Below are 17,681 nucleotides of genomic sequence, written 5' to 3'. Positions count from 1 at the left end.
TTATAAATAAAACATTTGTTAGTCTCATAACAGAAATGTACCAATCTTGTAACGTTAATTATTTACCCGCGTGTTTCCGCACGAGGCAAAACAATCGTAACGGTCGTTCCTTCCCCGATTTGACTTTCGATGTCGATATATCCATTAAACCGCTCTACAATCTCTTTGCAAATGGAAAGTCCAAGACCTGAGCCGTTTGCTGTGCTAGCATTTCTCGCTCGGTAAAAGCGTTCCTGCACTCGTTCCAGCTCCTCGCCCGAGATGCCGATACCTTGATCACGTATCCGTATAACTACCTCGCTTGGCGTATATTCCAAATTCAATTCGATCAGCGATGGACTGCCGGAATATTTGATGGCATTATCCACAAGATTGGCAATCGCATGAGACATCAGCATTGGATTTACGTTGGCGTAAACTCTTGTCGTACCCTCATCATCCGGTTCTTCCTCCGCTTGACTGACTCTGATCTCTATCCCTTTATCCTTAGCCTTGGCTCCCATATTCATTGCGAGTTGCTGAATCAGTTCGTTCATTTCCGTCTTCTCAAGTTCCAGTTCGTTAGAACCAGCCTTGTCGAATCGGGATAACAACAACAGTTCATTAATCAAACGTGTCAGCCGATCCGATTCCTGCAGCAGATGAGCATATATTTTTTGCAGCTCCTTGTTCTCAGTCTCCCCTTCAACCAAGTATTGAGAGAAACCACGAATGGCTGCCAAGGGTGTTTTTAACTCGTGTGATACGTTGGAGACAAATTGTTTCTGGTACTGAATGTAATCATGAAGCTGCCGCCCCATGGAGTCCAGCCCATCTGCCAGCATGCCCAACTCATCCTTCCGGTTTAGATGAACTCTCCGAAACTCCTGTCTGGAGAAACTTTGCGCAGCGCCAAGCAACTGCTTAATCGGCTTGGTTGTGTTGCGGGCAATCCACAGGCTGGATAACGTAATCAGCACAATAAATCCGCCTGCACCGACAAACAGGATATAACGGATTTGATCCATGATCGCATAAAAGTAGGAAATGTCCTCCACGAACTCATACACATAAGCGTTTTCGTAGAATTGATCCTGAATGGGCGTCGCAAAATACAGCAGATGATCTTCCGTTACGGTGTAGGCATAACTGCCGCTCAGAGCTTTCTCAATATTTTTTTCGAAAATAAGAGGTTTGCCATCATTAATGATGATGCCATCCACAGCCAAGCCCAGCAACTGCTTGGAGCTGTCATAGATACGTACTTCCTTGCCTGAAGCTTTCAGCTTCTCCAGAGCAAGTCTGACAATTTCCTTGGTCTGGGGCTCTCCTGAAGATGACCTATGCTGTGACAACACCTCACGGAAGGACAACTCGGACAGATCCGCTTTCTCCATCATCTGTTTCTCAATGGTAATGAAGCTGTAGTAATCGATGGCTTTATTCACCGCAAAAATGATGATGCCAAAGGACAGCACGGAGAAAAATAAATAATTCAGCAGTAACCGGGTTGCATACTTCAGGCCTCGCCACCTCCAAGTTGATAGCCAAATCCATAGATCGTCCTGACATATTTCGGTTCGTCCGCGTTATCCTCCAGCTTCTTCCTTAACCGCATGATGGTCATATCTACACTTCGACTGTCTCCCATAAAGTCATATCCCCATCCGATCTGCAGCAGCTCATCCCGGGTAAAGATTTTGTCTGGCCTTTTGAGTAACGTTTCCAGAATTTTAAACTCTTTGGCCGTTAAAGACACGGGTACACCGTTTTTTAGCACCCTTCGGCTTTCCAGATCAAATGTCAGTTCTTCATGAATGATGCGTGTAGATTTCACTTCTGTTCCTTCACTTGATTCTTCCTTGCTCTCGTTTCTTCTCAGAATGACCTTGATCCGCGCGAGCAATTCACGATTGTCAAAGGGTTTGGTCATATAATCTTCCGCGCCTAGTTCAAGTCCAAGCACCTTGTCGATTACTTCATTTTTGGCAGAGAGCATGATCACAGGGATGGCACGCTTTCCGGTGATTTCCTTACACAACTCATAGCCGGAGCAGTCTGGCAGCATCAAGTCAAGTACCACTAAATCGGGTTGAAAAGAGTCGAGTAGCTGCAGGCCCGTTTTGCCGTCCTCTGCGGTCTGCACATCGTAGTTTTCTCTCCTTAGCACCAGCTCAATTAAATCTCGAATTGCGATTTCATCATCAATGACTAGGATTTTCTTCAACTGTACACCCCTATCTATCCTTGTTTACACGAGCTTAAACAACTATTAACCCATCTTAGCACAGGCGCTTTAGATTTCTCCACCAACTGGAAGATGAGGTATATTCCACTGAGCCCAACATAACTTGTAATAAACCCGAAGAAAGGAGAACAATTCATGGATCTGCTCTGGGTACTCATTGTTGGTGGACTTATTGGCTGGTTAAGCGGCAACTTGATTGGGCGGGACGTACCGGGCGGTGTACTTGGGAACATTATTGCGGGTTTTATCGGTTCCTGGTTAGGAACAGAATTGTTGGGACCAAGGGGGCCGGTAATTGGCGGATTTCATATTATTCCCGCCATCGTTGGCTCGATTATTGCCCTGCTCATCTTCTTCGCTCTGGCACGCGGTGGAGCCTTCCGAAGACGTTAACCAAGAGAGGCGGAAACTGATACCGTCGTTCATTAGTGCAGGATAAACATAGAAGGACCGAAAGCATTCATCGATGAAAGATGAACACTTACGGTCCTTTTTTTATTTTTGTACTGATTTCATCCATTCTTTCAGTGTCTGAACAACCTGCTCAAGCTGTTCCTGTTCTGTAACCTTAGGTGCGCTGTCTCCCTTTTGCATCCCGTAGGAAGGAATTTGAATACCGGATGAACTGGCAGTTATAGGGTTTGACAATCTACCATAGCTAAAATTATGAATATTACTACAATTGAAATACCTTTAGTGGAGATGCGAAGAAATAGCAGTGAAATTAGTTGAACGACTCAGGGTATAGTAAAAAACTTTGGCGAGGATCGGAATATGTTCTTGTCCCTCGACAAAACAAACCCCCGTTAATTTTCAAATGATAAAACAAACGGGGTTTAAAAATTTAATCTTTTGACGTATTCTTCATCATTTTCTTGCGAACTTCTTGATCTCTAAAGCTGGCGTTTTTTTGTTTCGCGTGCTTCATGCATTCGTTGTAGCAGGTTCTCCATTCCCATTTTATATGCAGCATTAATGTTTATTTGTCTTATTCCATCAAATCTGTTACTGCCCCTTTGGAAGCGGAGGAAACTAATTTAGCATATTTGGCAAGTACACCGGACTTCACTTTCAGTGGCGGTTGTACCCAAGCTTGCGCTCGAGCGGCCAACTCTTCTTCTGGCACTTCAACCTTAATTTCCTGAATGTCGCTATCAATGGTGATAATATCTCCATTTTGGAGCAAAGAGATCGGTCCACCTACTTGTGCCTCAGGGGATACATGGCCGACTACAAATCCATGCGATCCACCCGAGAACCTACCATCTGTTATGAGAGCAACTTTCCCCCCGAGACCTTTTCCTACAATGAGTGCTGTAACGGAAAGCATCTCAGGCATACCTGGTCCACCCTTCGGTCCACAATAGCGTATGACCAATACGTCCCCTTCTTGAATTTCATCATTCATGATCGCTTCTGTCGCTTCATCTTCGCTATCGTACACCTTTGTCGGTCCGGAAAACTGTTGTATCTTCATGCCTGACATTTTGGCAACAGCGCCTTCAGGAGCTAGGTTTCCTCGAAGCACAACCAGTGGTCCATTTGGTTTAAGCGGATTATTGAGTGGACGTATAATCTCTTGATCATTCTGAAGTGGAGCAGCTTCCGCTAAATTCTCCGCCAACGTTTTACCAGTTACGGTGGGGCAATCCCCATGAAGTAATCCCTCAGCAAGCAATAGCTTCATTACCCCGGAAACACCACCAATATCATTCAAATCCTGCATGACATACTGACCACTTGGCTTCAGATCTGCCAAATGAGGAACACGCAAGCGAATTCGTTCAAAATCATCCAAGGTTAAATCCACTTCTACGGAGTGCGCAATAGCTAGCAGATGGAGAAATGCATTGGTTGATCCCCCTAGAGCCATAACAACGGTGATCGCATTCTCAAATGCTTTCTTCGTCATAATGTCTCTTGGGTAGATTTCCTGTTCAAGAAGTGAGATGACCTGCTTACCGGCTGCTTCGCATTCCAATGCTTTATCCGCTGAGATAGCTGATGTCGAAGAAGAACCAGGCAAACACATACCCATTGCTTCTGCAGCTGCGGCCATCGTATTAGCGGTATACATCCCCCCACAAGCCCCTGGACCTGGACAAACACTGCATTCGACCTTATGCAATTGTTCATCTGTTATTTTTCCATCTTGATATTGCCCAACGGCTTCAAAAGCTGAAACGATATCCACTTTTTTACCGTCGAGATTACCAGGTTGAATGGTTCCCCCATATACATAAACGGAAGGAATGTTCATGCGTCCAATAGCCATCAGACATGCAGGCGTATTCTTGTCACAACCACCGATCGCAACAACGCCGTCAAAACGCTCGGCTCCGGTCACAATTTCAATCGAATCAGCTATAGCTTCCCGACTTGGTAGCGAGAACAACATCCCGCCATGCCCCATCGAGATCCCATCAGAAACGGTAATCGTATTAAAAATTAGTGGAGCACCGCCGTTATTACGTGCGCCCTGCTTAGCTTGCACCGCTAAATCATTGATGTGCATATTACACGGTGTTACTTCACTCCACGTACTTGCTATTCCGATCATTGGCTTTTTAAAATCCTCATCTTGAAATCCAACTGCACGCAGCATCGCTCTGTTCGGTACCCGGTTAGCACCTTCACTGATTACCTTGCTTCGAATGCGAAGATCTTTTTTATTTTCCATGTTTCTTCCCTCATTTCAAAGTATTTCGTTCAGTTCCTGCATCGGTCGAATAAAATTTTGTTTCATTAAATTATGGGCATCGTTGCTATTTTTGCCTTCAAAAGCTTTAATAATCTGATCATGTTCTTCAACTGAAGCTAGTGTAGCCGTAATAGGTTGTTTTAAAAATACGTATTTAAATCGCCTAATGTGAATCTGAAGAGATGTATTAAATGTAGCTACATAAGGATTATCTGAGAGCTCCACAATATGATTATGAAATTGCTCATCCACCTCCATAGCCTGATAAACTTGTCCATTTTTAATAGAACTTGCGAATTCCAAATTTATGGATCTTAGTTTCTCGATCTGTTCTGGAACAATAGTTTGGGCGGTGATTTCAGCAGCTAAGGCATGAAGAGCAGCCATCGTTGAATACATCTTAAAAATATCGTTTTTCTCAATATTCGTTACTTTTGTTTCTTTTCCTGGATGCATGGACACGAGGCCTTGAACTTCGAGTAACTGAAATGCCTCCCGAATCGGTGTCCGGCTGACTCCAAGCGATTCAGCCATTTCCGCATCAATAAGCTTTTCACCTGGTTGCAGTGTTCCATCAATGATCCATCGCTGAATCTGAGAAAACGCTCTTTCTTTTGCGGACATACGGACTGGTAAGGAAAAATCTTTAGGAATTGGCATTGTTTTCATCCTCATTACAATTATTCTTATATGCAATATATCGCATACACGATCGAGAAGCAATTTTTATTTCATTTTTACTCGCTCAATTAAGTTTATCCAGATAACTACTTGTTTTTATTGAGAGTTTGAGACAAAAAAGAAAGACTATAGTTGAAGAGTCTTTCTTTGAGAAATATTACATAAGTAATATATTTTAATATGATTCTGTTCTTATATAAAATTATTTGGTACTAATGAGGGCTTATGTACTTTTTAGTTAAGTAAACATCTAATCGGCAATCGGTACAAGTTCTTGTCCTTGGCTCGGGACACGAACTTGTACCGATAAAATAAAAAAAGCCGCTTAAATATAGCGACTTCAATGGGAATATGTTCTTGTCCCTCGACAACTTTAAATGGAACAATGTTATTCTGGTTGCTTCTTTCTGAACAGCAAATCCACTTAAGTTCATGCCCATGCGCATTGAAAACGTTTAGAGCATTTTCCACGACATAGGTTCAAGCTTTGATTTTACACCGTGTTCCTTTAGTTTATCTCGCAAAAATACAAATATTATCAAATTCTTGCTTCTTATGCTTCGTCAAGTTGTTCAGAAGCTACTAAGCGATGCGCTGAGACAAGTTGTCCGGCGGCATCCTTACCCCAAACTGAAATTTGAACTTGTTGCTCTGCTAAACCACTCGTTGTAAAGACAAATTCAAAAGAATTAAAGTCTGCGTAATAATTTTTGGTTAGGACTTGATTTGGATTTATAGAAATTAACTCAAGTACATATAGTGTTCTTGTTCCATTTAAATAATAACCCTGAATCAAGATATTCGAGCCATCGACTAAGTTGCGATTATCTATCTTGATCGTCAACTGTTGTGTCGGCCTTACACTATTAACAGGATTATTTTCTATCGGGCCGGTGGATAAAATCATTCTCTATTACCCCTTCCCAACATCTATTGTATATCATTATGACCTGAGGTTTTACCAGCTCTCAGCAACACTAAATACCACATCAACTATATTCGAGCCTGCCCCACCAATATTTGATACAGCTAATGTTACGACCTGATTTTCAGGAAGCGTGAAATCGAATAGTTCTGAAGAAGCTAATATCCTGTTTCCTCCTGTTCCGCCTCCTGTAATTCCTTGAAAAACGACTTCCCCCCCAGTAATCGTCGTAGAAGAGTTGTTTACCAACAGAGCTGTTTCGCTATCGGGAATGATCGTTGTAGCTGTTGGATAATTAATAAATGCTCCGTCGAGAGTTCCACCCACAAGTACTTGATAACTAAGATCTACGGATGAGATAATGTTTATTTCTTCTAGATCCACTTGAACAGAGTTCGTTCTAGCTGATCCCGAAGGGAAGATTGCTTTTCTTGTAAATGATAGGACGGGTGTTAGTGTTGATGTGAGATTGGTAACCCTCCTCCTTTCCGAAGTGACTCTAAAGGTAGGATCATATTTTCCGATAATACTATATTGTCTTCCTCCTACAAAAAGGGTATAAGCTTCTGCAGTTCCGTTATTATCGATTTGTGCTCTTAATGGAAGATTGGGGTCAATAAAACTCGTTTGACCTGTTGGAGAGAATCGATGGACGGTAATTACCTCTTGCGCTAAAGTCGACGGATTAGGGATGACCACTCTAAATTCGATTACTCCATATCCATACCAAGTAAATACGATTTGAAATATATTCCCTTTAGATAAACTAAGCGTCGCTCCACTCGGACCTGTTCCATCTAATCGGTCTACATTCCATGAACTTTGAGGAAATGTTGTATCGGAGCCTCCTCGCCGTATGACCACGAATACATTTGTGCTATTTACTCCAAAGAAAGCCCCGTTCTGATCGTCAAAAAATCCCCATCTTCCAATCTGATTGCCTATCGGCAGTATAGGTATTCGAACGCCGATTCCGGCCTCTCCTGCGAATCCTGGCTCGTATCTACCTCGTAATACACTTTCTAGAATGGCCGAATCTGTTCCGTTAGTGGTATTGCTTAGATTAAATTCCGTTGCATCATTGGTAACCGTACCATCCCCAGTGGTTGAAACGGAATCTCTTAGAATGGATAGACCATATGCAGATGTTAACTCCACAATTGGGGTTTTTTCCGATACAATCAGCTCATCGAATTGCGAACTTATATTCGGACCAATATTCGAGATAATAATATCTGACAAGATAGTTCCTCCTTCGCAGAAAGGGAAAAGTGAATCCCTCCTTTTCTATTACTTTTTACCATTCTTCAGTAAGACTGAAGGTGGCCGTAACAGGATTAGTACCCCCGCTTAAATTTCCTACGGCTAAAGTCACAATTTCAGAGTCAGGTAATTGGAAATCCAATAATGAAGAAGAAGCTGATATTCTGACACTTCCCGCAACTCCGGCTACTAAGCCTTGTAATAGGACTTGACCATCTGCTATTGTCGTTAGTGTGTTGTTAATTAGAAGAGCTGTTTCCGAAGTTGGAATATTAGTTGTTGCAGTTGGAAAGTTCACGAAGCCCCCATTAATCGTTCCTCCTAATATGACCTGATAGTAAATATCATCTGTAGTTATAAGATCAATACTTTCTAATTTGACACTCACTGAATTTGCCCTACCTGAACCTGGCGGGAAGGATGTCTTTCTCTGGAAAGACAAAATTGGTGTGAGTGACCCTGTTGCAGTTACAGTTCTCCTTTCGGAAGTAACCCTGAAAATGGGATTATATTTACCCAATATACTGTATTGTCTTCCTCCAACGAATAAATTGAGTTCTGATTCTGTGCCATTATTAAAGATTTCCGCACGTAGAGGAAGATTAGGATCGGCCAGACTGGTTTGCCCATTGGGGGAAAAGCGATGAACGGTAATTACTTCTTGTGCTAAAGTCGCAGGATCAGGGATGACAACTCTAAATTCGATTACTCCATACCCATACCAAGTAAATACGATTTGAAATATATTCCCTTTAGATAAATTAAGCGTCGCGCCACTCGGACCTGTTCCATCTAATTTATCCACATTCCAAGATGTTTGAGGAATAATGGTGTCTACACTTGCTCTTCTGATCGCTACAAATATTCCATTCACTACGCTCTGTCCAAAGAATAAGCCGTTCTGATCGTCAAAAGCGCCCCATCTGACCACTTGGGTCCCTGTCGGTGGAGCTGGTAAACGAGCACCAATTCCTATTTCTCCCGCTAAGCCTGATTCATACCTTCCTCTCTCCGAGCTTTGAAGGATAGCAATGTCAGATCCGGATATAGTTGTAGTTAATTGAAATTCCGTATTATTACTTCCGACTGTAGCATCGCCCAATGTTAAAACAATGTCTCTTAGGTTGGATAAGCCATATACAGAAGTCAACTCAATAATCGGTGTTTTTTCGTTGGTTCTTAATTCGTTAAATTGAGAGCTAACATTGGGTCCTACTCCCACGATGGTCGCATTAGGCTCAATCGTACCTTGGGCTCCCGTTGCTCCTGTAACTCCTGTAGCCCCAGTGGGTCCTATGGCTCCTGTAGATCCCGTAGCTCCCGTTGTTCCTGGGGGGCCTGTTACTTCATTTGCGCCTAGCAATTCTGAAGATACAATACGATGGGGAATTACAAGTTGCCCCTCTACATTTTTTCCCCATACCGAGATTCCCATCTGATCTTCTGCTAAACCGCTCGTTGTAAAGACAAATTCAAAAGCATTAAAGTCCCCATCATAATTCTTCGTTATTACTTCATTTGGATTCACATTAATGAGTTCGTTTACGTATAAGTTTCGAGCTCCGTCTAGATAATATCCTTGAATCAAAACATCGGCACTATTGATTAAATCTCGATTATCCATTTTAATTGTCAGTTGCTGCGTTGGCCTTACACCACTGACCGGATTATTCTCAATCGGTCCGGTTGATAAAATAGCCATAAAATTTTATTCTCCTTTTTTCCAAATGATTAGAGGCAGAAATATTCATCCACCTCCACCCCTTTGGTTTTAAACTAACAAAAATTTAGGCGCTCATCTTCCACTCCGCTACTGAACCTGAATAATCGAAACAGAACCATCTGTAAGTGTAGCTGTTGCTGACCCATTATAAAGAAAATCGATTGTAATCGCAGTTGAAGTAGCATCAGCTAAAAACGTCCCAGATACACTTACATTCGCATCTAAAGTTCCTGTAACTGCTCTCCCTGAAAACCGACTTTGAAATACAAGATTAATTCTTGGTGTAACCGTAACGTTCCCAATTACAGAACTCGTTCCTCTAAACGTATACGAAACCAAATAAATGTGCCCTGATGCTAGTACAAAGGTAGTACTTGTTGGGTGCAATATGTTAGTGCCATTAATAAATACGGTCGTATACGAAATAGCTGTCGCATTTGCAACAGACGGTACGCTAACATTAAATAATCCATTTTGTATTGTGGCATTTGCCCCGGTTGCACCTGTGCTCCCTGTGGCTCCAGTTGAGCCCGTTGCACCTGTTGTGCCTGTGATTCCCGTGGCTCCAGTTACACCCGTTGCCCCACTTGTGCCCGTGATGCCTGTAGCTCCAGTTACGCCCGTTGCCCCTGTGCTCCCTGTGGCCCCGGTTACGCCGGTTGCGCCTGAGATCCCCGTGGCTCCGGTTACGCCCGTTGCCCCTGTCTCCCCGGTTGCGCCCGTGATGCCCGTGGCTCCGGTTACGCCCGTTGCCCCTGTTTCCCCGGTTGCGCCCGTGATGCCCGTTGCTCCGGTTACGCCCGTTGCCCCTGTTTCGCCGGTTGCGCCCGTGATGCCTGTGGCTCCAGTTACGCCCGTTGCCCCTGTCTCCCCGGTTGCGCCCGTGATGCCTGTGGCTCCCGTTACGCCGGTTGCACCAGTTTCCCCAGTAGCACCTGTGATCCCGGTGGCCCCGGTTGCGCCTGAGATGCCTGTGGCTCCCGTTACGCCGGTTGCACCAGTTTCCCCAGTAGCACCTGTGATCCCGGTGGCCCCGGTTGCGCCTGAGATGCCTGTGGCTCCGGTTACGCCCGTTGCCCCTGTTTCGCCGGTTGCACCTGAGATGCCTGTGGCTCCGGTTACACCCGTTGCCCCTGTTTCACCGGTAGCACCTGTGATCCCGGTGGCACCAGTTATGCCCGTGGCGCCTGTCTCTCCGGTTGTACCTGTGATGCCTGTGGCACCAGTTATGCCCGTGGCGCCTGTCTCTCCGGTTGTACCTGTGATGCCTGTAGCCCCAGTTACGCCCGTTGCCCCTGTCTCTCCGGTTGTACCTGTGATGCCCGTAGCTCCGGTTACGCCCGTTGCCCCTGTCTCTCCGGTTGTACCTGTGATGCCCGTAGCTCCGGTTCCCCCCGTTGCCCCTGTCTCGCCAGTTGCGCCAGTGATGCCTGTGGCTCCGGTTACGCCCGTTGCCCCTGTTTCGCCGGTTGCACCTGAGATGCCTGTGGCTCCGGTTCCCCCCGTTGCCCCTGTCTCGCCGGTTGCGCCAGTGATGCCCGTGGTCCCCGTTCCCCCCGTCTCGCCAGTTGCGCCAGTGATGCCTGTGGCTCCGGTTACGCCCGTTGCCCCTGTCTCGCCGGTTGCGCCTGAGATGCCTGTGGCTCCGGTTACGCCCGTTGCCCCTGTTTCCCCGGTAGCCCCGGTAGCCCCGGTAGCCCCGGTGATGCCCGTAGCTCCGGTTGCCCCAGTTACGCCAGTGATGCCTGTTTCCCCGGTTACGCCCGTTGCCCCTGTCTCCCCGGTTGCACCTGAGATGCCTGCTGCTCCCGTTACACCCGTTGCCCCTGTGGTCCCCGTGGCTCCAGTTGCACCTCCATCGGGGCCTGTATTCCCTGTAGCTCCAGTTACGCCCGTGGCCCCAGTCGCACCGGTTGAACCTGTGTTCCCCGTAGCTCCAGTTACGCCCGTTGCCCCAGTTGCCCCAGTTGCGCCGGTTGCGCCTGTGATTCCCGTGGCTCCATTGTCTTCTAACAATTCTGAAGATACAATACGGTGAGGCGTTACGAGCTGTCCCATGGAGTTTTTTCCCCAAACTGAAATTTCTACTTGTTGTTCTGCTAAACCGCTCGTTGTAAAGACAAATTCAAATACGTCTAGGTTTGCAAAATAATCTTTTTTTATGGCTTGATTTGGATTTACGCTAATTAATTCAAGTATATATTCCGTTCTAGTCCCGTTTAGGTAATAACCCTGAATTAAAACAATTGCATTCGTAACCGTATTTCTATTATCAATATTAATGGTCAACTGTTGTGTTGGTCTTACACCGCTAACGGGATTATTCTCGATCGGCCCAGTTGATAGTATGGCCATTTATCCCCCCCCTTTCTTTACGTTTTTAGGAACAGGAGAGAAATTGCATTCCTTATATCCTAATCCTTCTCTCACTCCTATAGACCGACAATTTCAACGGTTTGGTCTTCCTCTTCTCTGTGCCGCATATTTGTATCCATTCATGGTGTACTTTTATTTTTTCATTACAGGGAACTAATTGACTCTGGAAAGCACTTGTGTCGTTACAACAAAAAAAGCCGCTAAAATAGCGACTTTAAAGGGTATTCGTTCTTTTACATCGACCTGAATCGTTCGCTGTGCTTGCATTTTTCGCCCGGTAAAAACGTTCCTGCACTCTCTCCAACTTATCGCCCGTGATACCAATACCTTGATCACGTATCCGTATAACTATCTCGCTTGTGGTATGTTTCAACTTCAATTCGATTAGCGATGGACTGCCTGAATATTTGATGGCATTGTCCACAAGGTTGGCGATCCCATGGGACATCAGCATTGGATTCACGTTGGCGTGGACTTTCGTCAGAAGCTTATCCTCCGATTCCTGCACGATTATGCGAGTAATGCTAACAATGAGATTGTGCAGCTGCGTAATTGAATTTTTCTATACTGTGTATAGAAAGTTGGTCGCAATATATGGTTTATTATGCCCTTCACCGTATCTTTGATTTCAAGCACCACTCTATAGATCAGTGAATCACTTGGGATGTTTGAACGGTTCAAGTCTGATCATGACCATCAATGCCCTCCTCAATGGTACTGACCCGTGACATGTTCTTGCGTATCTTGCAACAACTTGGCAAGCACAACGATCTGTCCTGCGTGATATCCGTAGTGTGCCGATACCTGGATAAGCAGACGACCGATTAATCTTGTATCGTAGGTTTCTTCAGTACACCTATTCGTTCGGTGCATTCGGTTCCAATCCTCACGTTCATAGCGAATGATAACCTCTCGGGACAAATCGTCGTTTGATAACGCAGCTACAACATTTTCCGATTCCTTTCTGGTTTCCCGAAGAAGAAGAATCAGCTTTTCTCTAGATATTCCCCCGTCCTTCGTGAATTCACGGGTTCGCGTCCGGATGAACGGTCTATTGCCGATCGCGCTAACGAAATTCTGATATTCGTTATTCAGCAAGTTCAAACTCTTCTCAATACGGTCGAGCTGCTTGTTCATGTCTTCCATAACGTGTCTGATCACAAACGGGAAGCTTCACCCGAGCAGGAGAACTTCTGCATACCAGCCAATCGGGCGTTAGCCATACGATTGCCTTCGATGATACTACCGGCTGTGCCAGCTAATATCCTGGCAAAACCGTTACCCCCTTCCATTAACTGTGTCATAGGATTAGCAGTCCCCTCCCTGGAAGCGATTTCTCCTGCCTATCGCCGCTTTTATTAAAGAGACGCAAAGTTTGCTTACATAAATCTCTTAAATCGCAATCGGTACAAGTTCTTGTCCTTGGCTCGGGACACGAACTTGTACTGATAATATAAAAAAGCCGCTAAGATAGCGACTTAATGGGAATATGTTTTTGTCCTTCGACAGTTGCCTATTTTAACGTTTAGCGGTTTTTCCCAGTCTTCTTTTTTAAAATGTAATGACAATCTTACCTACAGCGTGGTGAGTTTCACTCAAAGCATGTGCATCATAAATACCCTGTCTACTAAACGGGAATGTTGCCCCTACAATTGACTTTATTTTTTTCTCTTCCATCAGATCTGCCATTCTCTGCAATTGATCACCATCTGGCTGTAGCCATATCCCCTTTGCTAATACATTGTGAGACTTAGCAGTATCATGATTGGGTTCACCAACAATGGTAATCAGTCTTCCGGTATTTGGCTTAAGCACCTTATAGCTATTCTCAGCTACTTCTCCACCCATCGTGTCAAACACTAAATCTATATCTTTTAGAATCTCTTCAAAGTTTTCCGTTTTGTAATCAATGACCTGATCAGCACCTAACGAATAAAGAAGTTCATGATTTTTTTCACTTGCTGTTGTAATAACATGAGCGCCGGCATGTTTTGCTAATTGAATGGCATACATACCTACACCACCAGCTCCAGCGTGAATAAGTACGGTTTCACCTTCTTTTAGATCGCCATGAGTAAACAGTACCTGCCATGCTGTTAAACCAGCCAAAGGTACAGCCGCAGCCTCCTCATATGAGATTGAATCAGGTAGTTTTGCCAGAAGGTACTCATCAACTGCTGTATATTCAGCATACGAACCGAAACGTGTTGTATCAGGACGACTGAATACTCGATCTCCAACTTTCCATTTGCTAACGTTTGAACCAATTTCAGTTATGACCCCAGCTACATCCCAGCCTAAGATAATAGGAAATTCCCAATCATACATTTCTTTTAAGTAACCCTCTCTTAATTTCCAATCGATTGGATTAATGGAGGTAGCCTCTAGTTTTACAACAACTTGATTGGCTTCTGCCTTCGGTTTATTCACTTCCTGTTCAACTAACTCTTCTTTACTTCCATATTGATTAATCACAACTGCTTTCATTTTTGTATCACTCCTCTAAGTTAATAGCCTTTTACGTGCTATTCCTGATTATTTATTTGTATCTAGTCACTGGGTTCATGCATATTATCCTTACTCATTTTTAAACAACCAGGATAAAATTATGCAAAAGTTAAGAATCGTCGGAAATGTTGCTGTTATTGTGATATTTTTACATAAAAAAACTATTGAAATGGACTTAGTTATCGTTTATATTTGACTTATCAACAATTGACTAGTCAAACATTGATGACTCAACAAAATATAAAGGGAGAGTAACTATTATGAAACCATACCAACAAACAAACGATTTTAACGAAATTATTTATGGACGCCGCTCCATTAAGACATACGATTCATCCGTAAAAATCAGCAGGGAAGAAATGACTCAAATCATCAATGAAGCTAGCACTGCCCCTTCCTCCATCAACATGCAGCCTTGGCGCTTCCTTGTGGTGGATACTCCAGAGGGAAAAGAAAAACTCGTCCCACTGTCCCGCTTTAACAAAGAAAAAGTCGCTCAAGCTTCTGCTGTCATTGCCGTGTTTGCGGACAAAAACAACTTCGATTATGCAGAAAACATCTATGGAAAAGCTGTTGAGCATGGCTTAATGCCACAAGATGTTAAGGACTTTCAGTTGAAGGCTTTCAAACCGATCTATAACAACATGTCCGATGCTGAAATGAACGATGTCATTATGCTTGACGCCGGTCTGGTTTCCATGCAATTGATGCTGGTTGCCCGTGCACATGGGTATGACACCAATCCAGTCGGCGGTTATGAAAAAGATCAAATTGCCGAAGTGTTTGGCTTGGATAAAGAACGTTATGTACCAGTCATGCTACTGACAATTGGAAAAGCTGCAAGCGAGGGATACACCTCCTACCGTATGCCAGCCGAAGAGACCACGTTTTGGGCATGATTCAAAGCGATAGTGCGAGCAGTCTCCACATTGTGATATAGTTGCCTTTAGTTGCTGAATGTCTTGGAAGGAATCTGCCCTTGTTACATGAAGCTTTTCAAGACATTCTGCACCATTCAAGGAGGGGCAAACATGAATTGTTCGCTGGAACAAGAAACCTTATTAATATTACTTAAAAATATAAGCAATCAGTTGAAACCTAAATTTGAACGTTGTACGGGGATCAGTTCCTCACGATACGTTCTGTTGTATCATCTCTATCTTCATGAAGAAGTTACACAAAGCCATTTGCAGAAGGCCATTCATATTGACAGTGCTGCTGTTACACGCCATTTGAAGCAACTGGAAGCAGACGGTTTGGTGTCACGAAGAAAAAACCCCGACGATCATCGGGAAACCTTCGTCCGGTTAACAGAACAAGGGCTAACGCATATCGCCAATTTCAAGCAGGATCGAAACCAGTTTCTTCATCAGATGATACTGGATTTCAGTGAAGAAGAAGTTGCAATGATGACTGACATGCTTACACGCATGCAATTTAATCTTAAGGATCTGTAAATTTACGATGCCAGTCAGCCTTCTTCAGAATTCTTTTCTTAAATGAATAAAACTAGTTAGATGAGATGATACAATATTTCAGATTAACAAGAGATTATAGGCCATATATTATTCAGGCAAGATCAAAACAAACCGCTGAGTGTTTCATTACATGGCGGTTTGTTTTAATTTATCAACAGCTAGCTTTTCGAAATATTACAAGTTGGACTAGCACATACTAAGGAAACAGTTGGCTGAAGCTTACATAATGGAGGTCTCATCATGGTATTTACAATCACAATTATCATCGTTGCACTGTTTGCAATATGGGGAGCCGTCGCTCCTGATCAGCTAGCGGATGTGGCTAATGTTGCCTACAACTTTTCTATTCAGAATTTTGGCTGGTTTTATTTGCTAGCGACACTGTTCTTCCTGATCTTTGCTTTCTATCTGGCGTTCAGCCGGTTTGGGGGTATTAGGCTTGGGGATGACGATGATGAGCCGGAGTATTCTACGGTTTCCTGGCTGTCCATGCTGTTTAGCGCTGGTATGGGCATTGGGCTGGTTTTCTGGGGAGTTGCTGAACCGCTGTCCCACTATTTATCTGCACCTGAGGGGGCGGTACCCGAAACAACGCAAGCTGCCATACTTTCAATGCGTTATTCCTTTTTCCACTGGGGGCTGCACCCTTGGGCTATCTATACCGTCATCGGCTTAGCGCTTGCTTACTTCCAGTTCCGGAAAGGATACAAAGGGCTGATCAGTTCCACCTTTATTCCTCTGATCGGTGAGCGTCTTGCTGCCGGCTGGCTTGGTAAGGTTATTGATATTCTGGCGGTCATTTCCACCATCTTTGGTGTTGCGACCTCGCTTGGATTGGGTGCTCTTCAGATCGGCGGGGGTCTGGATCACTTATTCGGTATTCCTAACTCGACTCTGTCTCAGGTTGTCATTATCATAGTTGTAACGATACTGTTTTTAATCTCGGCAACCTCCGGTTTGGATAAAGGTATTAAGATTCTGAGCAACGTCAACCTCGTTATAGCTTTGTTATTAATGTTGTTTGTATTGGTGACTGGACCGACTTCTTTTATATTTGACACATTCACAACAACCTTGGGCAGTTACATGCAGAATATTATTAACATGAGTTTGAGACTGACGCCGTTCTCAAGAGAAACCTGGATTGGAGCATGGACGTTATTTTACTGGGCATGGTGGATCTCGTGGGCTCCTTTTGTCGGCACTTTTATCGCAAGGGTATCCAGAGGAAGAACCATAAAGGAATTTGTAATTTACGTCATGGTTATTCCAAGTCTCTTCGGATTTATCTGGTTCTCCGTCTTTGGCGGAACAGGACTTCACATGGAATTGTTCAATGCCGCTCATCTGGCGGAGGCTGTCAAGGAAGATACGACAACCGCTTTATTCCTTATGCTGGAGCAGTTGCCTTTGGGCACGATCGTGGCATTCATCGCCACAATGCTGATCATGATCTTCTTTATTACGTCGGCTGATTCAGCTACCTTTGTACTGGGCATGCTCACTTCAGATGGCAAACTGGACCCAACTACAAGAGTGAAATTAACCTGGGGAATCATGCAGTCCTCCATCGCGGTAGTACTGCTAATCAGCGGGGGGTTAACTGGCCTCCAGACGGCATCCATTGTAACCGCATTGCCGTTCGCTATTGTCCTTATCGGTATGTGTTTCTCCCTGCTCAAGGCTCTAAAGGCTGAGGACAAAGAGCGCCGTCAGAAGGAAAAACGGCAGCGCCAAAAGCTGAAACGACTGTTGGAGGAACAGGAAATCTCGCTGAATGAAATTTCTGGCAGGTAATG

At 44.3% G+C, this 17,681-nt stretch carries 16 protein-coding genes; 5 read left to right on the top strand and 11 right to left on the bottom strand.

The genetic code is table 11. From position 1 onward, the window contains the following. Window positions 1-62 precede the first annotated feature (62 nt). Window positions 63-1,427: a sensor histidine kinase gene (locus MKY44_RS14760; RefSeq protein ID WP_341007660.1), complete on the bottom strand. Its 1,365-nt coding sequence runs from the start codon at window positions 1,425-1,427 to the stop codon at window positions 63-65. Window positions 1,428-1,498: 71 nt separating this feature from the next. Further along, window positions 1,499-2,206, bottom strand: a complete 708-nt coding sequence (locus MKY44_RS14755; RefSeq protein WP_341007659.1) for a response regulator transcription factor — start codon at window positions 2,204-2,206, stop codon at window positions 1,499-1,501. Between the two features lie 156 nt (window positions 2,207-2,362). Between MKY44_RS14755 and MKY44_RS14750 the strand changes: the two genes are divergently transcribed. After that, window positions 2,363-2,620 (top strand): GlsB/YeaQ/YmgE family stress response membrane protein, encoded by a 258-nt coding sequence (locus MKY44_RS14750; RefSeq protein ID WP_024630063.1) that lies wholly within the window; start codon window positions 2,363-2,365, stop codon window positions 2,618-2,620. Between the two features lie 595 nt (window positions 2,621-3,215). Here the strand turns inward: MKY44_RS14750 and ilvD are convergent. The 8 genes from ilvD to MKY44_RS14710 form a co-directional block, all read right to left on the bottom strand. After that, a complete protein-coding gene (gene ilvD / locus MKY44_RS14745) occupies window positions 3,216-4,907 on the bottom strand; it encodes a dihydroxy-acid dehydratase (RefSeq protein ID WP_341007658.1) in 1,692 nt (563 codons plus the stop codon). Window positions 4,908-4,922: 15 nt separating this feature from the next. Further along, window positions 4,923-5,588 carry a GntR family transcriptional regulator gene (locus MKY44_RS14740; protein WP_341007657.1) on the bottom strand — a complete coding sequence of 222 codons (666 nt, stop codon included), beginning with the start codon at window positions 5,586-5,588 and terminating at the stop codon, window positions 4,923-4,925. Between the two features lie 574 nt (window positions 5,589-6,162). Next, window positions 6,163-6,516 carry a hypothetical protein gene (locus tag MKY44_RS14735; protein WP_036671514.1) on the bottom strand — a complete coding sequence of 118 codons (354 nt, stop codon included), beginning with the start codon at window positions 6,514-6,516 and terminating at the stop codon, window positions 6,163-6,165. Window positions 6,517-6,567: 51 nt separating this feature from the next. Next, on the bottom strand, window positions 6,568-7,776 hold the full coding sequence (locus tag MKY44_RS14730; RefSeq protein ID WP_341007656.1) for a hypothetical protein: 1,209 nt from the start codon (window positions 7,774-7,776) through the stop codon (window positions 6,568-6,570). 55 nt (window positions 7,777-7,831) lie between these two features. Continuing rightward, window positions 7,832-9,499, bottom strand: a complete 1,668-nt coding sequence (locus tag MKY44_RS14725; RefSeq protein WP_341007655.1) for a hypothetical protein — start codon at window positions 9,497-9,499, stop codon at window positions 7,832-7,834. 108 nt (window positions 9,500-9,607) lie between these two features. Beyond that, window positions 9,608-11,875 carry a beta strand repeat-containing protein gene (locus tag MKY44_RS14720; RefSeq protein WP_341007654.1) on the bottom strand — a complete coding sequence of 756 codons (2,268 nt, stop codon included), beginning with the start codon at window positions 11,873-11,875 and terminating at the stop codon, window positions 9,608-9,610. A gap of 235 nt (window positions 11,876-12,110) precedes the next feature. Then, a complete protein-coding gene (locus MKY44_RS14715; RefSeq protein ID WP_341009859.1) occupies window positions 12,111-12,344 on the bottom strand; it encodes an ATP-binding protein in 234 nt (77 codons plus the stop codon). A 260-nt stretch (window positions 12,345-12,604) separates the two neighbouring features. After that, window positions 12,605-13,057, bottom strand: coding sequence for a hypothetical protein (locus MKY44_RS14710; protein WP_341007653.1), 453 nt, complete (start codon window positions 13,055-13,057; stop codon window positions 12,605-12,607). Window positions 13,058-13,089: 32 nt separating this feature from the next. Between MKY44_RS14710 and MKY44_RS31525 the strand changes: the two genes are divergently transcribed. Continuing rightward, window positions 13,090-13,158, top strand: coding sequence for a hypothetical protein (locus tag MKY44_RS31525; protein ID WP_445670689.1), 69 nt, complete (start codon window positions 13,090-13,092; stop codon window positions 13,156-13,158). A 289-nt stretch (window positions 13,159-13,447) separates the two neighbouring features. Here the strand turns inward: MKY44_RS31525 and MKY44_RS14700 are convergent, their stop codons facing one another. Beyond that, the gene (locus tag MKY44_RS14700; RefSeq protein ID WP_341007651.1) at window positions 13,448-14,383 is read right to left on the bottom strand and encodes an NADP-dependent oxidoreductase; all 936 of its coding nucleotides are present in this window, start codon (window positions 14,381-14,383) and stop codon (window positions 13,448-13,450) included. A gap of 281 nt (window positions 14,384-14,664) precedes the next feature. Between MKY44_RS14700 and MKY44_RS14695 the strand changes: the two genes are divergently transcribed. The 3 genes from MKY44_RS14695 (at window position 14,665) to MKY44_RS14685 (ending at window position 17,679) form a co-directional block, all read left to right on the top strand. Continuing rightward, window positions 14,665-15,303: a nitroreductase family protein gene (locus tag MKY44_RS14695; protein ID WP_036615355.1), complete on the top strand. Its 639-nt coding sequence runs from the start codon at window positions 14,665-14,667 to the stop codon at window positions 15,301-15,303. Between the two features lie 132 nt (window positions 15,304-15,435). Beyond that, window positions 15,436-15,861: a MarR family winged helix-turn-helix transcriptional regulator gene (locus MKY44_RS14690; protein WP_340982437.1), complete on the top strand. Its 426-nt coding sequence runs from the start codon at window positions 15,436-15,438 to the stop codon at window positions 15,859-15,861. Between the two features lie 261 nt (window positions 15,862-16,122). Further along, window positions 16,123-17,679 carry a glycine betaine uptake BCCT transporter gene (locus MKY44_RS14685; RefSeq protein WP_341007650.1) on the top strand — a complete coding sequence of 519 codons (1,557 nt, stop codon included), beginning with the start codon at window positions 16,123-16,125 and terminating at the stop codon, window positions 17,677-17,679. Window positions 17,680-17,681 lie beyond the last annotated feature (2 nt).

The organism is Paenibacillus sp. FSL R7-0026 (assembly GCF_038004485.1).
Classification (GTDB): Bacteria; Bacillota; Bacilli; order Paenibacillales; family Paenibacillaceae; genus Paenibacillus; species Paenibacillus xylanexedens_A.
This window is presented reverse-complemented; position numbering and strand designations above follow the sequence as displayed.